This window comes from Streptomyces sp. NPDC002886 (genome assembly GCF_042888445.1).
Classification (GTDB): domain Bacteria; phylum Actinomycetota; class Actinomycetes; order Streptomycetales; family Streptomycetaceae; genus Streptomyces.
In genome coordinates this window covers 425,740-442,539 of sequence record NZ_JBIAPV010000004.1, presented here as the reverse complement: position 1 = coordinate 442,539, position 16,800 = coordinate 425,740, and the positions used below count along the sequence as shown (strand labels likewise).

Annotated in this window: 18 protein-coding genes; 9 read left to right on the top strand and 9 right to left on the bottom strand. The window is 71.0% G+C overall.

The genetic code is table 11. From position 1 onward, the window contains the following. Window positions 1-170: 170 nt before the first annotated feature. Window positions 171-674, top strand: a complete 504-nt coding sequence (locus ACFYYB_RS20350; RefSeq protein WP_389437221.1) for an ATP-binding protein — start codon at window positions 171-173, stop codon at window positions 672-674. A 100-nt stretch (window positions 675-774) separates the two neighbouring features. Here ACFYYB_RS20350 and ACFYYB_RS20345 read toward each other — a convergent pair whose 3' ends face one another. The 3 genes from ACFYYB_RS20345 to ACFYYB_RS20335 form a co-directional block, all read right to left on the bottom strand. Continuing rightward, window positions 775-1,239: an ATP-binding protein gene (locus ACFYYB_RS20345; RefSeq protein WP_389436592.1), complete on the bottom strand. Its 465-nt coding sequence runs from the start codon at window positions 1,237-1,239 to the stop codon at window positions 775-777. 61 nt (window positions 1,240-1,300) lie between these two features. Beyond that, a complete protein-coding gene (locus ACFYYB_RS20340) occupies window positions 1,301-1,849 on the bottom strand; it encodes a hypothetical protein (protein WP_389436591.1) in 549 nt (182 codons plus the stop codon). A gap of 75 nt (window positions 1,850-1,924) precedes the next feature. Next, window positions 1,925-2,752, bottom strand: coding sequence for a SigB/SigF/SigG family RNA polymerase sigma factor (locus ACFYYB_RS20335; RefSeq protein WP_389436590.1), 828 nt, complete (start codon window positions 2,750-2,752; stop codon window positions 1,925-1,927). A gap of 307 nt (window positions 2,753-3,059) precedes the next feature. Here ACFYYB_RS20335 and ACFYYB_RS20330 point away from each other — a divergent pair, with 307 nt between their 5' ends. Then, window positions 3,060-3,404, top strand: coding sequence for an STAS domain-containing protein (locus tag ACFYYB_RS20330; RefSeq protein ID WP_389436588.1), 345 nt, complete (start codon window positions 3,060-3,062; stop codon window positions 3,402-3,404). Between the two features lie 79 nt (window positions 3,405-3,483). Here ACFYYB_RS20330 and ACFYYB_RS20325 read toward each other — a convergent pair whose 3' ends face one another. After that, window positions 3,484-4,764, bottom strand: a complete 1,281-nt coding sequence (locus tag ACFYYB_RS20325; protein WP_389436587.1) for a DUF6357 family protein — start codon at window positions 4,762-4,764, stop codon at window positions 3,484-3,486. Between the two features lie 72 nt (window positions 4,765-4,836). Next, on the bottom strand, window positions 4,837-5,487 hold the full coding sequence (locus ACFYYB_RS20320; protein WP_389436586.1) for a hypothetical protein: 651 nt from the start codon (window positions 5,485-5,487) through the stop codon (window positions 4,837-4,839). A gap of 218 nt (window positions 5,488-5,705) precedes the next feature. Between ACFYYB_RS20320 and ACFYYB_RS20315 the strand changes: the two genes are divergently transcribed. Both ACFYYB_RS20315 and ACFYYB_RS20310 read left to right on the top strand, forming a co-directional pair. Then, the gene (locus tag ACFYYB_RS20315; RefSeq protein ID WP_389436585.1) at window positions 5,706-5,867 is read left to right on the top strand and encodes a hydrophobic protein; all 162 of its coding nucleotides are present in this window, start codon (window positions 5,706-5,708) and stop codon (window positions 5,865-5,867) included. 199 nt (window positions 5,868-6,066) lie between these two features. Beyond that, on the top strand, window positions 6,067-6,435 hold the full coding sequence (locus ACFYYB_RS20310; protein ID WP_389436583.1) for a PRC-barrel domain-containing protein: 369 nt from the start codon (window positions 6,067-6,069) through the stop codon (window positions 6,433-6,435). A gap of 109 nt (window positions 6,436-6,544) precedes the next feature. On the opposite strand, the gene ACFYYB_RS20305 is transcribed toward ACFYYB_RS20310, so the two are convergent. Beyond that, window positions 6,545-7,720 carry a PP2C family protein-serine/threonine phosphatase gene (locus ACFYYB_RS20305; protein ID WP_389436582.1) on the bottom strand — a complete coding sequence of 392 codons (1,176 nt, stop codon included), beginning with the start codon at window positions 7,718-7,720 and terminating at the stop codon, window positions 6,545-6,547. Next, complete coding sequence (locus tag ACFYYB_RS20300; RefSeq protein ID WP_389436581.1) at window positions 7,717-9,324, bottom strand: ATP-binding protein; 1,608 nt, start codon at window positions 9,322-9,324, stop codon at window positions 7,717-7,719. The genes ACFYYB_RS20305 and ACFYYB_RS20300 overlap by 4 nt, the downstream gene beginning before the upstream one ends. A gap of 113 nt (window positions 9,325-9,437) precedes the next feature. On the opposite strand from ACFYYB_RS20300, the gene ACFYYB_RS20295 reads away from it, so the two are divergent. Beyond that, complete coding sequence (locus ACFYYB_RS20295) at window positions 9,438-10,238, top strand: response regulator (RefSeq protein WP_389436580.1); 801 nt, start codon at window positions 9,438-9,440, stop codon at window positions 10,236-10,238. Between the two features lie 110 nt (window positions 10,239-10,348). Further along, window positions 10,349-10,729: an ATP-binding protein gene (locus ACFYYB_RS20290; protein ID WP_389436579.1), complete on the top strand. Its 381-nt coding sequence runs from the start codon at window positions 10,349-10,351 to the stop codon at window positions 10,727-10,729. 29 nt (window positions 10,730-10,758) lie between these two features. Here the strand turns inward: ACFYYB_RS20290 and ACFYYB_RS20285 are convergent, their stop codons facing one another. Then, window positions 10,759-11,976 (bottom strand): phosphatidylserine/phosphatidylglycerophosphate/cardiolipin synthase family protein, encoded by a 1,218-nt coding sequence (locus tag ACFYYB_RS20285; RefSeq protein ID WP_389436578.1) that lies wholly within the window; start codon window positions 11,974-11,976, stop codon window positions 10,759-10,761. A 135-nt stretch (window positions 11,977-12,111) separates the two neighbouring features. Between ACFYYB_RS20285 and ACFYYB_RS20280 the strand changes: the two genes are divergently transcribed. The 3 genes from ACFYYB_RS20280 to ACFYYB_RS20270 all read left to right on the top strand — a co-directional run bounded on the left by ACFYYB_RS20280 (window position 12,112) and on the right by ACFYYB_RS20270 (window position 15,824). Further along, window positions 12,112-13,872 (top strand): diacylglycerol kinase family protein, encoded by a 1,761-nt coding sequence (locus tag ACFYYB_RS20280; protein ID WP_389436577.1) that lies wholly within the window; start codon window positions 12,112-12,114, stop codon window positions 13,870-13,872. A gap of 75 nt (window positions 13,873-13,947) precedes the next feature. After that, the gene (locus ACFYYB_RS20275) at window positions 13,948-14,901 is read left to right on the top strand and encodes a YihY/virulence factor BrkB family protein (RefSeq protein WP_389436576.1); all 954 of its coding nucleotides are present in this window, start codon (window positions 13,948-13,950) and stop codon (window positions 14,899-14,901) included. A 116-nt stretch (window positions 14,902-15,017) separates the two neighbouring features. After that, window positions 15,018-15,824: a phosphatase PAP2 family protein gene (locus ACFYYB_RS20270; protein WP_389436575.1), complete on the top strand. Its 807-nt coding sequence runs from the start codon at window positions 15,018-15,020 to the stop codon at window positions 15,822-15,824. A 14-nt stretch (window positions 15,825-15,838) separates the two neighbouring features. On the opposite strand, the gene ACFYYB_RS20265 is transcribed toward ACFYYB_RS20270, so the two are convergent. Further along, window positions 15,839-16,723: a YihY/virulence factor BrkB family protein gene (locus ACFYYB_RS20265; RefSeq protein WP_389436574.1), complete on the bottom strand. Its 885-nt coding sequence runs from the start codon at window positions 16,721-16,723 to the stop codon at window positions 15,839-15,841. Window positions 16,724-16,800: the final 77 nt, after the last annotated feature.

The window sequence follows — 16,800 nt, the reverse complement described above, 5'->3', positions numbered from 1 at the left end:
GGCCGGGCATACGCGGACCGGGGACGACAGCCGCGTGACGGCCGGTCCGACCCGTCCGGCCGGACCAAGGACGGGGCGACCGCGCCGCACGAACACAGTGAGCCGATGGTCAGGGTGAGGCGAAAGTGAAGATGACGGGAGAGGCCGAGAGCGATCCTCGGTGTGTGGGTATGGGTGTGGGCGTGCGCGGCCCGGTCATGGGCCAGCGGCGCCGACTCGCCCTGGGCGGTGTCCGGGGCGCGGTCGGCAAGGGCCGTGACTTCACCCGCCGGACCTTGCGGGACTGGGGGTGGGACGGGCGGGAGAGCTCCGAGGACGCGCTGCTCCTCGTCTCCGAGCTGGTCACCAACGCCGCCCTGCACGCCCACGGCTGCGAAGAGCTCGTACTGACCTCCGGCGAGAGCCTGCGGATCGAGGTGCGCGACGGAGCGACGGAACTGCCGCGTCCCGGAGCCGTGCGCCGCCCGGGCGTCCCCGGCGGGCACGGCCTGCACCTGGTGCGGCGGCTCTCGGACCGCTGGGGCTCGCAAGCCCACGAGCACGGCAAGGTGGTCTGGGCGGAGATCGAGTCCTTCCGCCTGTCGGACGGGCTTCGGGACCCGAGCGCACCGACCTCCGGGCCGCCGCTCGGGCAGGGGATCGCCACCGGGGCGCCGGCCGACGGCCTCACCTAGGTGGTGCGGGGGCCCTCCTCACGCAGGAGCGTGCCGAGCGGGTCCTCCTCGACGGGATCCGGGCCCGTGCGGCACGCACGAGGGTGGGCGCCGGAGCCGGTCATCGACCGGTGGGCCTGCCGGATGTGAGCCGGGATGCCTCGATCTCCGCCCAGACGGCCTTGCCGTGCTCGTGGGCTTGCGCGCCCCAGCGGTCGGACAGGCGCTCCACGATGTGCAGGCCGTGACCGCCCGGGATGCCGCGCTGTGGGGCAGGGTTGCGGCTGGGCAGTGTGGTCGTGCCGTCGTAGACCTCGATGCGCAGGTTCTCCCCGGCCGTGAGCACGAGCTCGTGACAACCGTCCGCGTGGAGGGAGGCGTTGGTCAGCAGCTCGGACACGAGGAGCAGGGCGTCCTCGGAGGTCTCCGTTCCGTCCCAGCCCCAGTCCCGCAGGGCCTCGCGCGTGAACTCGCGGCTCTTGGCCACGGCGCCGCGGACGCCGGTCAGGGCGAGCCTGCGGCGCTGTCCTACGGCGGGAAGGCCCGCACTCGACGGATCACCCGTCTCAGGTCCGATGATCTCCACCGAGGTCTTCCACCCCCATGTTGGCACTGGTCTGTTCTCCCTGGCCCCGCACCCTGACAGTCTAGGTGACCGCCGTTCTCACGGCGTTGCCACGTGGAGCCGCAGGGTGAGGCCCGTGGCCGCCTCGCTGACGGCCAGGACGAGATCGCCTCGCCGGGCCGGGGCCAGGCCCCGTCCCGCGCGTCCACCCCTCGGCGTACGCGCGCACCTCAGCCAGATCTCCGTGGCCGTAGCGGAGGCGGGGTACGTCGCCCTCGGGCTCGGGCAGGGGGCGGTCGCGGTCCGCGGACACCTCCGGCGCGTCGGCGTATGCGGGGCTCGGCAGGTCCGATTCACCCTCGGCGAAGTCCCGCAGGGCGGCCAGGATGCGGCCGGGGTTGCGGCCCAGCTCGGTCATGTCCGTCCACGTGACGCCGTCGGCGTCCCCGTCGAGGCTCTCCCGCAGGACCTCCAGGCGCGGCCCCGGTACGGCGACCAGCACCGGTGCGCCGGCGACCAGGGACGCGCGTACGAAGCCGCCCACCGCGGCCACGTACTCGGGTGGGTCCCGGTAGAGGAGGGCGCGGCGGACGAAGGCCCCGGGCCCGGCGGACCCAGGAGTGGTGATCATGCTGCGACCTCGATGCTCCGGCCGTTCCCGTAGCGGGTGGGCGGTCGGCGGCATCGAGGTCGCCGGGTTCATTCCCTACTCCGTGAGCATGCCGGCGCGCAGCCGGGCCAGCGTGCGGGACAGGATGCGCGACACCTGCATCTGGGAGATGCCCAGCTCGGCACCGATCTCGGCCTGGGTCTGTTCCTGGCCGAAGCGCATCCGCAGGATGAGCCGGTCGCGTTCGTCCAGCTGCCCCAGCAGGGGCGCGAGGGTGTGGAACTCCTCGAAGAGTTCCATGCCGGGATCGAGGGCGCCGTGGCGTTCCGCCGCCGGCCGGGCACCGCGGCCCGCCGAGGACGCCTCGTCGCTGTCGGTGGTGGCGTCGAGGGAACTGCTCGTGTAGCCGTTCGCGGCCACCAGCCCGTCGATGATCTCGTCCTCGGACAACTTCAGGTGCTGGGCCAGCTCCTTGACCGTCGGCGCCCTGCCCAGGTCGTCGCTCAGGGCCTCCTGGGCCTTGGCGAGCTCCGTACGCAGCTCCTGCAGCCGGCGCGGTACGTGCACGGCCCAGGTGGTGTCGCGGAAATGGCGCTTGATCTCACCGATGATGTAGGGGAGGGCGAGGGTGGAGAACTCGACCTCCCGGTCGAGGTCGTAGCGGTCGATGGCCTTGATCAGGCCGATCGTTCCGACCTGGATGACGTCCTCCATGTCGAGACCCCCGCCGACCACGCGGGCCCTGAAACGCCGCGCCGCGAACTGCACGAGCGAGAGGTTCATCTCGATCAGGGTGTTGCGCGTGTACTGGTACTCGCGGGTCCCCTCCTCCAGCGTGCGCAGCCTCGCGAAGAAGTGCCGCGACAGCTCGCGGGCGTCGGTCGGCGCCATCTCGCGGGCGTTCTCGACTTCGATGTGGTCCATGGCCGGCGTTGGCGCCCCCACGGTGTCCCGGTCCGAAGCCGGAGCTCGTACGTCGGTGGCACGAATGGGTCCTGCGACGGTGGCCGCACGCGACATGGTGGCCACTCCCTCCCGGTTGACTGATCAGCTGCCCGGGCTCGTGTGCCCCGGATCATCGGTCCTACACCCTTCGCACGGCAACTTCTTCGATTTCCGTACCGTGCCGTGCGTCCGGGGGCCGTCCGCAGCCGCGGAGGCCCTTTCCGATCGAACGACCAGGCATACTCCCTTGACGACGACGTTACAGGTGGCGAGCGGGGAGGCGGGCATGACCGGAGCAGGAGACGAGTTGCAGTCAGGTGTGGTCGGGGAGAGCTATCCGGCGGGGACCGGGTGTGTGGTGGAGGCTCGGGGAGAGCTGGACCAGGACACGCTGGCCCCGCTGGAAGAGGCCCTCACCTCCGCCGCGGACCGGTACCCGCTGGTGGTCCTGGACGCCGGCGGCATCACATTCGGCGACTCCTCCTTCCTGAACCTGCTCCTGCGGCTGCACCACCTCACGAACCTGCGCATCGCCGCCCCCGGCGAGCAGTTGCGCCGGCTCTTCGCCGTGACCGGCGCGGATACGGTCCTTTCCGTCCGCGCGAGCGTCGAGGACGCCGTAGGGGCGTGAGCGCGCACGTCCCCGGGCCACCGGTCCCGGTGCGGCGAACCACGGGTCCGCCGGTGGTGCGCGCGGGCTTCCGCCGGCACTACCGGCTCTTGCGCCCCCGCCGAGCACGCTCGAACTCGGCTACGTCCGACATCCAGGGGCCGTGCTGTCCGAGTGCGGCGCAGCCGCCGCGGAAGAAGGCGCTCACCAGCTTCCGGTAGCCGCCCATCCCGTCGACCAGGCCGTACTCGACCCGGTACTCCGGCTCCGCACCGCCTTCGCCCTTGCGGAGCGTCGTGACACGGGCGATGGAGTCCGCGTAGAAGTGGAGCTGGATCCCTTCGCCCAGCTCCTCGTCCTCGATGGTGAACACCTCGTTGTCGGCGGCGGAGCGGTCTGCGACGAACTCCCAGAACTCCGCGGCGGCCGTGCGGGGGCCGTCCCGTCGCCACTTCTTCTCGACGCCCTTGTCGTCGGTGAACGACAGGGCCGTCTTTCTCGCGCTCCCGTCGGAGTCGGAGCAGGAGCCGGAGTCGGCGTGGTGGCCGGTGGCCTCCTCGTCGTCCTCCATCGGGGCGTTCCTGGAGCGGTCCGCGGCCTCCGAGCACATCAGGAAGCTCACGGTGCGCACCGCGTCATCGACGAGCTCGGGGTGTGCACGGCGCACGGCCGCTTCGACCGTCGTCTGCATCCGGTTCCAGTCGCGCTTGTCCGTGGCGTGCTTTCCCCGTCGCGGATCGCGGCCGATCCGCAGGGCGGCGCACGCCTGCTCCGCGGCGGCGATCACCCGCATGACCTCGGGCAGCAGCGCGGGGTCGACGGCGTCGGGCATCCGTCGGGGAACGGTCGAGCCGTGCAGGTACTGGCCCGTGTACCTCAGGATCGCGGCGTCGAGCGGCCCGAGTACCGTGCCGCGCCGGGCGCGACGCCGGTCCGCGTGGTGCTCCTGGGCTCGTTTCCCGTTCGACGTCTCCGTCGCCGCGCGCATCGCCGCGCACACCCGACCGCGCTCGAGCAGACCGATGTCGGCCCCGTGGGCGATGAGCCGGCTCCTGTCCCACGGGATGTGCCGGAAGAGCGCGTCGACGTCCGCGGGCGCGGCGAGGAGGATCGGGTCCAGGAGCGCGACGGCGGCGTTCTCGTCGAGCCGGCCCCTGGTTCCGGAGGCGTCGCACAGCGGAAGGACCGCACTCCACAACAGCAGGTGTCGGGCCAGGTCCTCCCGGATCACCGCGAGATGGGCTTCGCCGATCGGGAACGTGAACGTGCGGGGATCGTGGTTGGCGTCGGCCCCGGCACCGAGCGTCAGCTTCAGCTCGCCGTCCTCGCGGATCACGTTCGGTATCCAGCCGCTCCGGCGGGTGAAAACCATGTCGCTCATGTACTCACTCTTCCTGGGAACGGTACGGGCCGGCGCCGCGGTGATGTCGCGGACCCACCCCGTACCAGCTGTTCACGACCACCGTGCGCATTCGGCGTCAAGGCGTGGGTCGGTGCGCACCCAGACTTCGCCCCCGGCGGCCCCGTCCGGGGCGTCGACCCGTTCGATGCCGAGGAACTCGATCAACTTGAGGAGTTCGGCCCGTTCGGCCCGGTCCTCGTCGATACCGTGCGAGTCGAAGAAGACGTAGTACTGGTCGCTCGGGTCCACGTAGCCCGAATCCGCCCAGATGCGCGCGACTTCCCCGATCGCCGCCGCCTCCGTCGTGATGGTGGCGGCGCGGGCGGCACCGCGGGTCTCCGGTGACGCGTCGAGGTCGGCGGGGTCGGGGAACCACTGGCCGAAGTGGTCGAGGCCGGCGAATCCGTTCTCGAAGAACAGCATCGCGCTCGGAAGGTAGCGGTTGCCCCTGTCGACCCGGAGGTACTCCGACCGGGGGCCCGCATCCTTGATCCGCGAGATCACACCTTGCCCGGGCATGAGTACCAGACTCTGCCCCGACGCTGCGTCGTTGATGGTGTAGGTCTCGGAATCCCGGTCACGGAAGAACGCGGAGAACGCCATGTAGGCCTCCTGAGCGTCGGCCACGGAGGCCTGTTGGTCGTTGCCGTCACCGACGGCGAAGACGAACTGCTTCGGTCCGGGCTTGTAGGGGCGAGCCATGAGCGTCCTTCGTTCACGTGTGTGACAGCTCCGACAGCGTAGTCGCATCAGAAACGGACGGACCCGGCGTTCGTCGAGCGCGCGCGGCATGGAGGAGCCGCCGTACGTGGTCGAGAAAATCGATTGCGCTTGCCCGGCCCGGCGAGTGGCAAACACATGGGACTGGAGTACATGTTTCAGGTGGGGTCGGGCAAGAGTGCTTTCGGAGGTTGATAAACATGGTTCCCCTGCTTCTCGTTCTTCTGCTGATTCTGATCCTCGTCGGTGCGGGTTTCGCCCTGAAAATTCTCTGGTGGGTCGCGATTCTGGTTCTGGCACTGTGGCTGATCGGTTTCGTCGCCCGTCCGAAGGGCGGCAGTGGGCGCTGGTACCGCTGGTAGACACCCCGGCATAGGTGCGGCCGTGTCGTTGTGAACACGGCCCTGATTCGAATCCAGACGTGTGGCGGAACAAAAGCGGGGCATCAGCGGTTCAGGCCGAAAGCAAAAAGGCCGCCCTGTGCGCCGTGAACGCCACGCGGGAACCGCCGGGAATTCACTTTCCTTTCCGGTTCCCGATTTATCGGAGGAGTTGTTTCGCGTGACTGAGAATGTGTGGAGTTACAAGTCGACCTCGGGCCACCTCGCCGGCGCTGATCTGACCGGCTACAAGGTCGAGGCGGCCGACGGCGGCATCGGCAAGGTGGACAAGCACTCCGACGAGGTCGGTGACGCCTACCTGGTCGTGGACACCGGGGTCTGGATCTTCGGCAAGGAAGTGCTCCTGCCGGCGAGCACGGTGACCCGCGTCGACCCGCAGGAGAAGAAGGTCTACGTCGACCGGACCAAGGAGCAGATCAAGAGCGCTCCCGAGTTCCACCGCGACCGGCACCTCGGCAACGCCGGCTACCACGAAGAGCTCGGCTCCTACTACGCGAGCGGTGTCCCCTTCGGCGGCCGCCCCTTCTGACCCGCGCCCATGCCGACGGGCCCGCCCCCACACGGGGGGCGGGCCCGTCGGCATGACGGGACCCGGGCGTTCCCGTGGGGCGACGCCCCGGGCGCCAGTGGTAACAGATCTACGGAGCGTCCCAGTCGAGGCGCAGGACGGCGAGGTCGTCGGTGTGCCGGCCGGCGTTGAGGGTCTGGGCCTCTTCGATGAGACGGTCGACGAAGGCGGCGGGATCGGCCGGAGGCAGGCTTTCGATGAGGCCGAGCAGCCCGTCGACTTCGAGTCTGCCCGGAGCGTCGCCGTTGTGTCCTTCGGTGAGCCCATCGGTGTAGAGGGTGAGCGAGCCGGAGCGCGGCAGCGGGATGACGGTGGGTTGCCAGTTGCCGATCTGCGGGGCGACGCCCAGGGCGATGCCGTGGGTGGCGCGGAGTTCGTGGGTGCCCTGGCTGGTCGTGAGGAGGGGCCCGTGGTGGCCGGCGAGGTGGAGGGTGGCGGTGCGGGCGTTCTGGTCGAGGGTGAGGAGGGCACAGGTCGCGAACAGCGGGAGGCTGCCGCGTTCGGCGACGAGGAGCCGCTCCATGAGGTGGAGGAGTTCGGTGCCGCGGTGTCCGCCGAGGACGAGGGAGCGCCAGCCGATGCGCAGGCACACGCCGAGGGCCGCCGCGTCGGGGCCGTGTCCGCTGACGTCGCCGACCACGGCGTGCAGTAGCCCGTCCTCCTCCACCACGTCGAGGAAATCGCCTCCGAGGAGAGCGCTCTTGGCGCCGGGCAGATAGCGGGTGGTGACGGCTATGGCCGACGTGCCCAGGATCGGCTGTGGCAGCAGGCCGCGTTCGAGGCGGGCGTTCTCTTCCGCGCGGAGGCGAACGGCCTGGGCCTCGGCGCTGACGCGTTCGGTTTCGCTGCGGTAGACGGCGTAGCGGACGGTGCGGTGCAGCAGGTCCGCGTCGACCTTGCCCTTCACGAGGTAGTCCTGGGCTCCGGCGGCCATGGCGTCGGTGCCCGCCTGCGCTTCGGACAGTCCCGTCAGGACGATCACCGCCGTGTGCGGGGCCAGGTCCCGCACGGTGGTGACCGCCTTGGTTCCGGAGATGTCCGGCAGGTGCAGGTCGAGGAGGATGCAGTCGACGGGTCCGCGGGTGAGCTCGGTGCGGGCGTCGTCCAGACTCGTCCGCGTGATCAGCTCGAACCGGAGCCCGGTGTCCTCGAGGAGTTCCTCGACGATGAGGGCGTCACCTTCGTCATCCTCGACGAGGAGGATGCGGTACGCCGTCTCGACGGAGCCGGTACGTGTTTCGGTCACGGCCGCGGCTCCGTGCCGGCGCGAGTGGCCTCCGGCATGCCGGACGGGCCGGGATTCCGCGGGGGCTGGGGTGCGAGGGTGAAGGTGACGCGGGTGCCGTCGTGGTGCTCGGGGTCGACGGCGATAGTGCCGCCCTGGAACTCGACGATCTTCTTGCACATGGCCAGGCCGATGCCGCTGCCGCTGTAGACGTCTTTGGTGTGGAGCCGCTGGAAGATCACGAAGACCTTCTCGGCGTACTCGGGGGCGATGCCGATGCCATTGTCGGTCACCGTGAACCGCCACAGGTCGTCCTCCCGGGCGGCGGTGACGTGGATCTCGGGGGCGTGTCCGGGGCGGCGGAACTTGACGGCGTTGCCGATCAGGTTCTGCCAGAGCATGCCCATCTGGGTGGGGTTGGCGGCGATCGTCGGCAGGGATTCCGAGGTGATCGTGGCACCGGACTCCTCGATGCTCACCTCCAGCGACGACAACGTCCGTGCGAGCACCCTGTTCAGGTCGACTTCCTCGTGGTCGTGGTGGACCCGGCCGACGCGGGAGAAGTCGAGGAGGTCGTTGATCAGGGTCTGCATGCGGTTCGCACCGTCGACGGCGTACTCGATGTACTGGTCGGCCTTGGCGTCGAGCTGTCCGCCGTAGCGTCGTTGGAGGAGCTGCGTGAAACTGGACACTTTTCGGAGCGGTTCCTGCAGGTCGTGGGAAGCGACGTAGGCGAACTGTTCCAGCTCGGCGTTGGACCGCTGGAGGTCGACGGCCTGGGCGTCGAGACGTTGGCGGGCCTCCTCCGTGAAGGCGAGCTCTCGGACGAGACGCCGGCGCATGAAGTCGATCTCCGCACTGAGGCGCCGCAGGTCCGCGGGGCCCGTCGGGGTGATGGGGTGGTCGAAATCACCGGCGGCGATGGCCCGGGCGTCCGACCCGAGCTGTTCCAGCGGTGTCGTGATTCCCCTGCGCATCCCCTCGAAGACGAGGATCGCCAGAAGGGTGATCACCGCGGCGATCGTGAAGAACAACCAGTTCCGCAGGGCCATCGTGGCCATCAGGTCTTCCCTCGCCTTGGCCCGCGAGGCACGCAGCTGCTCCTGCTGGGCCACCATGGACGCGCGCACCGCGTCGAAGGTGGTCTTGCCCTCCGCGGCGCGTTCCGCGACCAGCGGGGAAGCCGAGCCGGCCGGCGAGGCGGCGATCGGCCGGGCGATCCGCTCCTGCCAGGTCTCCACCGCGCTCTGGACGGCATCCAGGTCTGCGAGGCCGGCGCGGTCACCGCGCAGCAGCTCCCGCAGCCGTGCGGAGTACTCCTGCTCCTCGGAGATCCCCTTGCGGTACGGCTCGAGGAAGTCGGTGGCGCCGGTGAGGCCGTAGCCGCGGACTCCGGTCTCCTGGTTGAGCAGGGCGGATTCGAGCCGGAAGGAGGTCGTCAGCGCGGGGGAGCGGGTGTCCACGAGATCCGTGCTCAGTGAGGCCGTACGTCCGAGCACCCATGCTCCGGTCACCCCGAGCAGGATCAGTACCGACGAGGCGGCCGCCACTCCCGAGCGCAGCCAGCGCCGGGTCGTCCACGTGGCGAACTTCCGCGCGCGCGGAAGTTCTGGATCGCCGGTCATGCTGTGAATCCCTCCACGAAGAGCCGCCCAGGAAGGAGCGCGGCCCGCACACTCTAGAGGGAGGCCGACAACTCATGTTGTCGCGGGTAGATCTTGGGCCTAAGGTGCCCGGTATGCCTGGCAAGAACTTCGTTTTGCGGACTGACCCGCAGGAGACGGCCGCAGTCGTGGACGCGGCGGTCGGCGACCTTGCCAGACGTCTCGCCCTCCAACTGCTCCAACCCCCCCACGGTCCGGTACCGCGAGGGTCATCCCCCCAGGAGTCTTCGCCGCAGGGGCAGGCGAGGGCGCTGGCCCTGCTGCACCTACTGGATCACCTCCAGAAGGCAACGGAACGCCTCCAGCAGGAGGCGGCCGGCGCGGCGGCCCGCGCGGGAGCCGGATACCCGCAATTGGGCTCCGCATGCGGGATGACCCGACAGGGTGCACGGCGCCGCTGGCCGGGACTCTTCCACCACACCGACGAAGCACCCATGGAGCATCCGATGATGACCACCCCCGCCCGGCCCTTCGACGTTCTCCTGGTCGAGGACGACATGGCCGACGCCCTGCTCATCGAGGAGGCCCTCTCCGAGCGCGGCGCCCGCAACCTGGTCCAGGTCACCGACGGCGTCGCCGCTCTGGAGCACCTGCGTGCCCCCGACAGCGTTCGCCCCGATCTGATCGTCCTCGACCTCAACATGCCCCGCATGAACGGCCGGGACCTGCTCCGCATCCTGAAGAACGACGAGGCCTTCCAGACCATCCCCGTGGTCGTCCTCACCACCTCCTCCGCACCCGACGACGTCGTCGGTGCCTACAGCGGGCACGCCAACGCGTACGTCACCAAGCCGGTCAACCTGGACGAGTTCGAGAAGGCGGTCCAAAGCATCGACGCCTTCTACCTCGATACCGCGACGCGTCCCCGCAGCTGACGCGCGAACCGGCGGTCACGGTGGGATTCCGGGCGCCGCCGGGGCAGGCGTGAGGGCGAAGACGGGAGAGTGAGAACGGGACGGTGGGAACGGAGGGAAGAGGAGCTGTGATGCCAGGATCATCGGGTCCCGGGCCGGGCCTCAGGTCCGCGGAGGCCCGGCAGGCCGCCCGGGAGGTTCTTTCCGCCGAGGGCGTGGCGGAGCGGGTCCTGGACGACGTGCTCACGGTGGTGGCCGAGCTGGTGACCAACGCGATCCGTCACGCGGGCGGCGTCACCGGCTTCCGTGTCCTGCGTCTCCCGGACGCCGTCGCGGTCGAGGTCTCGGACGCGTCCCCGCTCCTGCCCTGTTCGCCGGGTACACCGGTTTCGGTGCCGGGCGGGTTCGGCTGGCTCCTGGTCAACAAGATCGCGGACCGTACGGAGATCCGGTCCGGCCGTGACGGAAAGACGATCACCGCCTACCTCCCCCTCGGCGCCCCGGCCGCTTAGCGGACCGGCCCCCGTGCGCGCGACGGCTGTCACAGGTAGCGGCGAATGGGGAGCACCGCGGTCTCCCGGGCGCGCTGCAGTACCGAGCGGCGCTTCCAGCGGTCCGGACGGATCAGCTCGCTGGACTTGAGGTCCTCGTCGTAGTGCGCGTCGAGGACGGCGGTGAATCCGGCGTCCATGACGGCCAGCATGACCTCCTCGTCGTGATCGAGGGAGCGGCGGTTGAAGTTCGTGGAGCCGACCAGTGACACCACGCCGTCCATGGTCATCACCTTCGCGTGCATCATCGTCGGCTGGTACTGGAAGATGCGCACCCCAGAGGCGGTCAGCGCCTCGTAGTGGTGCTGGCCCGCGAGCTGGCACACCCGTTTGTCCGTATGGGGCCCGGGGAGGAGGATCTCGACTTCCACGCCGCGGCGGGCCGTGGCGCAGAGCAGGTCGACGAAGTAGGTGTCGGGGGCGAAGTACGCGGTGGCGAGACGCACCCGCACCTCGGCAGACTCCAGGATGACGCGCATCAGTGTCTGCATGTCCTGCCAGCCGAAACTGGCCGAGCCGCGAACCACCTGCACGATGGCGTCCCCGCTGGGCTCGTGGCTGACGAACCGGTCGCGCTCGTCGAAGAGTTCCGTGTGACATTCGGCCCAATTCTGGGCGAAGGCGGCCGCGATGCCGTCGACGGCGGGCCCCTGGACTTCGACGTGCGTGTCCCGCCACTCTTGGGGGTTGCGCGCGTCGCCGCACCATTCCTCGGCGATGCCGACGCCTCCGGTGAAGGCGGTCCGCTCGTCGACCACGAGGACCTTGCGGTGGCAGCGGTGGTTCTGCTTGAGCGGCGAGAGGAGGAGCGGCTTGCGGAACCAGGCGACCTCGACTCCGGCCTCGGTCATCCGGTCCAGGAGATCCTGCTCTATGAGGCGGCTGCCGAATCCGTCCAGCAGCAGCCTCACCCGCACTCCCGCACGGGCCCGGTCGGTCAGCGCTTCCGCGAACCGCCGTGCGATGTCGCCCCGCCAGTAGACGAAGGTCATCATGTCGACCGTGTGCCGGGCACTGCCGATCCCGTCCAGCATCGCGGTGAAGATCGCGTCCCCGTTGCGCAGGGGCCGCACGCTGTTGCCCTCGGTCGCGGCGATGCCGATGAGCCGTTCCAGACGCCGGCGTATGCGGCGGATCCGTACGTCCGCGAGATCGCTGTCGCCGGTCGCGGCCGCCGGAGCGCCGATCCTTTGCACACTGTCAGTCATACCGGCACTCCTCGATCGGGTCATTGGCGCTCAGGACCCTAGCCGATGGCCCCGAAGGTTCCGATGCCGGAACCCCGGAGACAGTCCGCCCCTCGCCCCGTGCATCATCCGGCCCTGACGGGCCAAAAGCGCCTCATGAAAAGAAGTCGCGGTCCTTCGCTGCGCGGTGCGTGGCCGTTGCTCCTCCTCCCCGCCCAGGCCGCCCTCATGGTGGGTCTGGGGCGGCTGGTCACTGGGCCCGCGGCCCGGCGCTCGCCGCTGGCGGACGAGGGGTCGGCCGGCCGGGACCTCGTGGAACGCCGCGGCCAGGTCGGCAACGGCGTATCGGAGTTCTTCTCCCTGCTGGCCAGTACGCAGGTGGTCATCGGAGTGACACTGGTCTGCGTCGTCGGCCTGCTCGTGCTTCCCCGTCTCCCGCTGCGGACCGAAGCGCTCTTCCTCGGCGCCTCGGTCGCCGTGCAGTCGGCGGTGTTCCTGTTCGTGACGGCCCTCGTCGACCGCCCCCGTCCCGACGTACCCCACCTGGACGTGGCGCCTCCGACGTCGAGCTTTCCCTCCGGACACACGGGGGCGTCCGTCGCTCTCTACGGGGGCCTCGCCGTCATCGCGGTGCTGCGCATGCGCGGGTCCTGGCGCCACGCCGTGGCGGGGGCCCTGCTCCTGGTGCCGGCGGCCGTCGCGCTGGCGCGGATGTACCGGGGCATGCACTACCCCAGTGACGTCGTCGGCGGCCTGCTCAACGGAGCGGCGACCCTGCTGATCGTCGGGTTCGCGCTGCTGCACGGGCGCGAGTCCCTTCCGGAACGGGCCCGCGCACAGCGGCCCGGACCGGCGGCGGACCCCCGGACCGAGGGTCCGGTCATCGTGGTGCGCCACCCGCACGGCTGCCCCGACGAACTCGCCGACCGGCTGGGCGCCGTGCTGCGCGGCCACGGCCACCGGAACGTGCGCTGGATCCTGACCTCCGCCGAACGGGCCTGCGGCAGTCTGGCCGAGGACCTCACCGCGGTCCGGCCCGCCCTCGTGGTGGTCTGCGGGGGCGACGGCACCCTGCGCGCCTGCGCCGACGTCCTGGCGGGCAGCGGGATCCCGCTGGCCCTGGTGCCCTGCGGCACCGGGAACCTCCTCGCGCGGAACCTCGGTCTCCCGATGGACCCGGTCGCCGCCCTCGACGAGTCCCTGGCCGGCGACAGCCACGGGATCGACGTCGGGCGGGTCCGGGGTGACGGTCTGGCGCCGACCCGGTTCACCGTCATGGCCGGCGTCGGGTTCGACGCCGCCATGGTCCGGGACGCCTCCCCGCGGCTCAAGTCGCGGATGGGCTGGGCCGCGTACGTCCTGTCGGCCGTGCGGCACCTGAACGATCCCGGTGTGCGGCTGACGGTGCGCATCGACGGCGGCCGCCGGCGGCGGCGCCGCGCACGCATGGTCGTCATCGGAAACGTCGGCACCCTCCAAGGCGGCCTGCCGCTCCTGCCGGCGGCCCGGCCGGACAGCGGACGCCTGGAGGTGGTGCTGTTCGACCCGCAGGGCGCGGCCGGATGGTTCACCGCGGCCGGCCACCTCGCGTGGCGCCTGCTGGGCCGCGGCGTGCCGGCGCCCACCGGAGCGGGGGGCGTGAACGGGACCGGGCCGCAGACCGGGCGCAGCGAAGCCGGGGGAGCGCTGGAGTACTTCTCCGCCACCCGGATCGACATCCGCTGCGCCGCACCGCAACCGCGCGAACTCGACGGTGATGCCGTGCGCGACGGCGTCCGCCTCACCGTGGAGGTCGAACCGGGCGCCCTGCGGGTGTACCTGCCCCGCGTGCCCGGGGCTCCGGCCGCCGCGGAGGAGGCGGGTGCACCCGCCGATCGCGCCGCGCCCCTTCCGGCGGCTCCGGGCCCGACGCCTTGAGGCGCGGCAGCAGGTCAGGGCGGGTCCGGGAAGGATCCGCGGGTTTCGCAGGCTCTCCGAGAAGGCAGGAACGCGATGGGTACGGCCCGACGGGTACCGCAGCAGCACGACGTGAGCGGTGAGGAACTGTCCGCCGACGAGGCGTGGACGGCCCTACGGCGCTACGGTGGCTGGCCGCTCGCCCGGGACTCCTTCGTGCGGTTCCGCTACGCGGACGGCTTCAGCCACGCCCGCGCGCTCGCTCTGCAGACGGTCCTGTCCATCGTCCCGCTGGCCATCGCCGCCGTCGGGCTGTCCGGCGTCCTGCACACCGAGGAGGCCGGCCGCGTGGTCGAGCTCACCATCCGCGGGCTCACCAGCGGCCCCGGGCAGGCCGTCGTGGACGATGCGCTGAGCGAGAGCAGACGTCATGCGGGCGACGGCGGCCAGGCCGCGCTGTGGCTGGGCCTGCTGTTCTCGCTCGTCAACGTGACCACGAGCCTCTGCCAGGTCGAACGGGGCGCCAATCGGATATACGGGAACGAGCGGGACCGGCCCTTCCTCAAGAAGTACACCCGCGGCCTGGTGATGTCGGCGCTCGCGGGACTTCCGCTGGGACTCAGTTTCATCCTCACCGTGGTCGGCACCCACCTCACCCGCGCGCTGGGCGAGGTCTACCGGCTCTCTCCCGCCACGGTGCAGGCCTGGGAGTGGCTGCGCTGGCCCGTCGGCGTCCTGCTCGCCGTCCTCGCGACCAGCGCGATCTTCCGCCTCTCCCCGCGCCGCCGTCAGCCCGGATACACCTGGCTGGCCTTCGGGGCCGTCGTCTACCTGGTGCTGTGGAACCTGGCGACCTGGGCCCTGAGCCTGTACATCGGCGAAAGCAGTTCTTTCACCAGCGTCTACGGGCCGCTCAGCGCGATCGTGTCGCTGCTGCTCTGGTCCTACCTCACCTCGGTGGCGCTCTTCCTCGGCCTCTCCTTCGCCGCCCAACTGGAAGCGGTGAGAGCGGGGAAGCGGGAGCCGGTCACGGCCGACCCCGGAGTCTGACCCCGTTCCGGTCGCCCTCCTCCCTCACCGATTTCACCCCCTCCGCATCCCGTTCACCCAGCCCGTTCGTCGGCGGCCGGAGGCCCGCCACCGGACCACGAGAGGAACCCGCCACCATGGCACGGCGCATCGACAGTTCCCGACGACGGACGCCACGGAGCCTGCTGACCCGGCACGCCGGGCCGGACGCCACCTTCGGCGCCAGGCTCGTGCTCGCCGTGACCGCGACCGCGCTGGCCTCCGTGCCCTTCGCGCTCGCCCTGGTCCTGGTCGAGTCCCAGTGGCCTCCGCTGCACCGGCTGGACCGGGCGACCGCCGAGCGCCTGCACACCGCCGCCCTCGCCCACCCGGACGGAGTGCTCTTCCTGCGCGTCCTCTCGGACTTCGTGTGGGATCCGGTGACGATGCGCCTGCTGGTGGCCGTGCTCGTGGCATGGCTCGTGAGCCGGCGGGCCTGGCGACTCGCGGCCTGGGCCTCCGTCACGGCGGTCGCCGGCGGCCTGATCGGGCTCCTGGCCAAGACCGCCGTCGAGCGGGCACGTCCGCACCTGCCGGATCCCGTCGCCCACGCGCCCGGCTTCTCCTTTCCTTCCGGACACGCGATGACGGCCACCACCTCGTGCGCCGTCCTGCTGCTGGTCCTGCTGCCCCTGGTGCCGCCCAGGTGGCGCCCCCTGCCCTGGGTGCTCGCGCCCGCCATCGTGGTGGGCGTCGGCTACACGCGGGTCGCCCTGGGGGTCCACTGGGTCAGTGACGTCGTCGGCGGCTGGCTCCTGGGGATCGCCGTGGTCACCGCGACGACCTTGGCCTTCGAAGCCTGGCGGGCCGACACCGGACGACCTCGCGCGATGGTGACCGAGGGCCTTGAACCGGAACTCACGGGTCCCGAGCCCGAAGCGCACCCGGCAGGTCCGGAACGGTAGGGGCCCGTCCCGGGTCAGGCCCCCGCCGCGGGGGCCTGCCTCGCCCGCTCGGCGTTGAACTGGGCTCCCGCGAGCAGGGCCAGGTTCGCGAACCAGAGCCAGATGACGAAGACCACGATGCCGGCCAGCGACCCGTACACCCGGCCGTAGGTGTCCAGCTCCGTGTAGAGGGTGAAGAGTGCCGAGGCGGCCAGCCAGAGCACGGCCGCCAGTACGCCCCCGGGCAGGCCCCGGCGGGTGCCCCGGCTCTGGGCCGGTCCGGTCCGGAAGAGCATCAGGACCAGCAGGGTGACGACGGACAGGAGGACGGGCCAGCGCAGGAGCGCGATCCCCTCGGCGCTGGCCCCGCCCGTGGAGTGGGCGAGCCAGCGGGCCAGCGGTCCGGACACCACCAGCCCCACGGCGCCGACGAGGAGCAGGACGAGCAGCAGCACGGCATTCATGATCAGGGTGTGGGCGGCCCGGAGCGCGGGCCGCGTGTCCGGCACCTGGTGCATCGCGTGCAGGGCGCGGCGGAACACCGCGAGGTAACTGCACGCCGACCAGAGTGCGCTCACTCCGCCGCTGATCACCAGGGCCCAGATCGAAGAGTGCTCGGCGCCGAGGCCGCCGAGCGCGTCGCGCAGCACCTGCGCGGATTGGGGCGGTGCGTACGAGGTGAGGTCGGTGATCAACCGGTCCCGCATCGCCCCGCCCAGCAACCCCACCAGGGACACCGCGATGACGAGCGCGGGCAGGAGAGCCAGTACGGAGTAGTAGGTGAGGGCGGCCGCGTGATCGGCGAGGTTGTCGGTCCAGACGCGGACGGCGGTACGTCGCAGCTCGGAGCGGGTGCGCATCCCGAGGGCCGCCGTGGGACGGCGCTCTCGGCGCGCTGCGCTGCGGGGGATGTCGGTCATGCCCCGCGCGTGCCCTGCGGGACCCTCGGCATGCGCCCGCGGGGAGGCGGACCGGACGGGCGCGCCGCGGGAGTTCG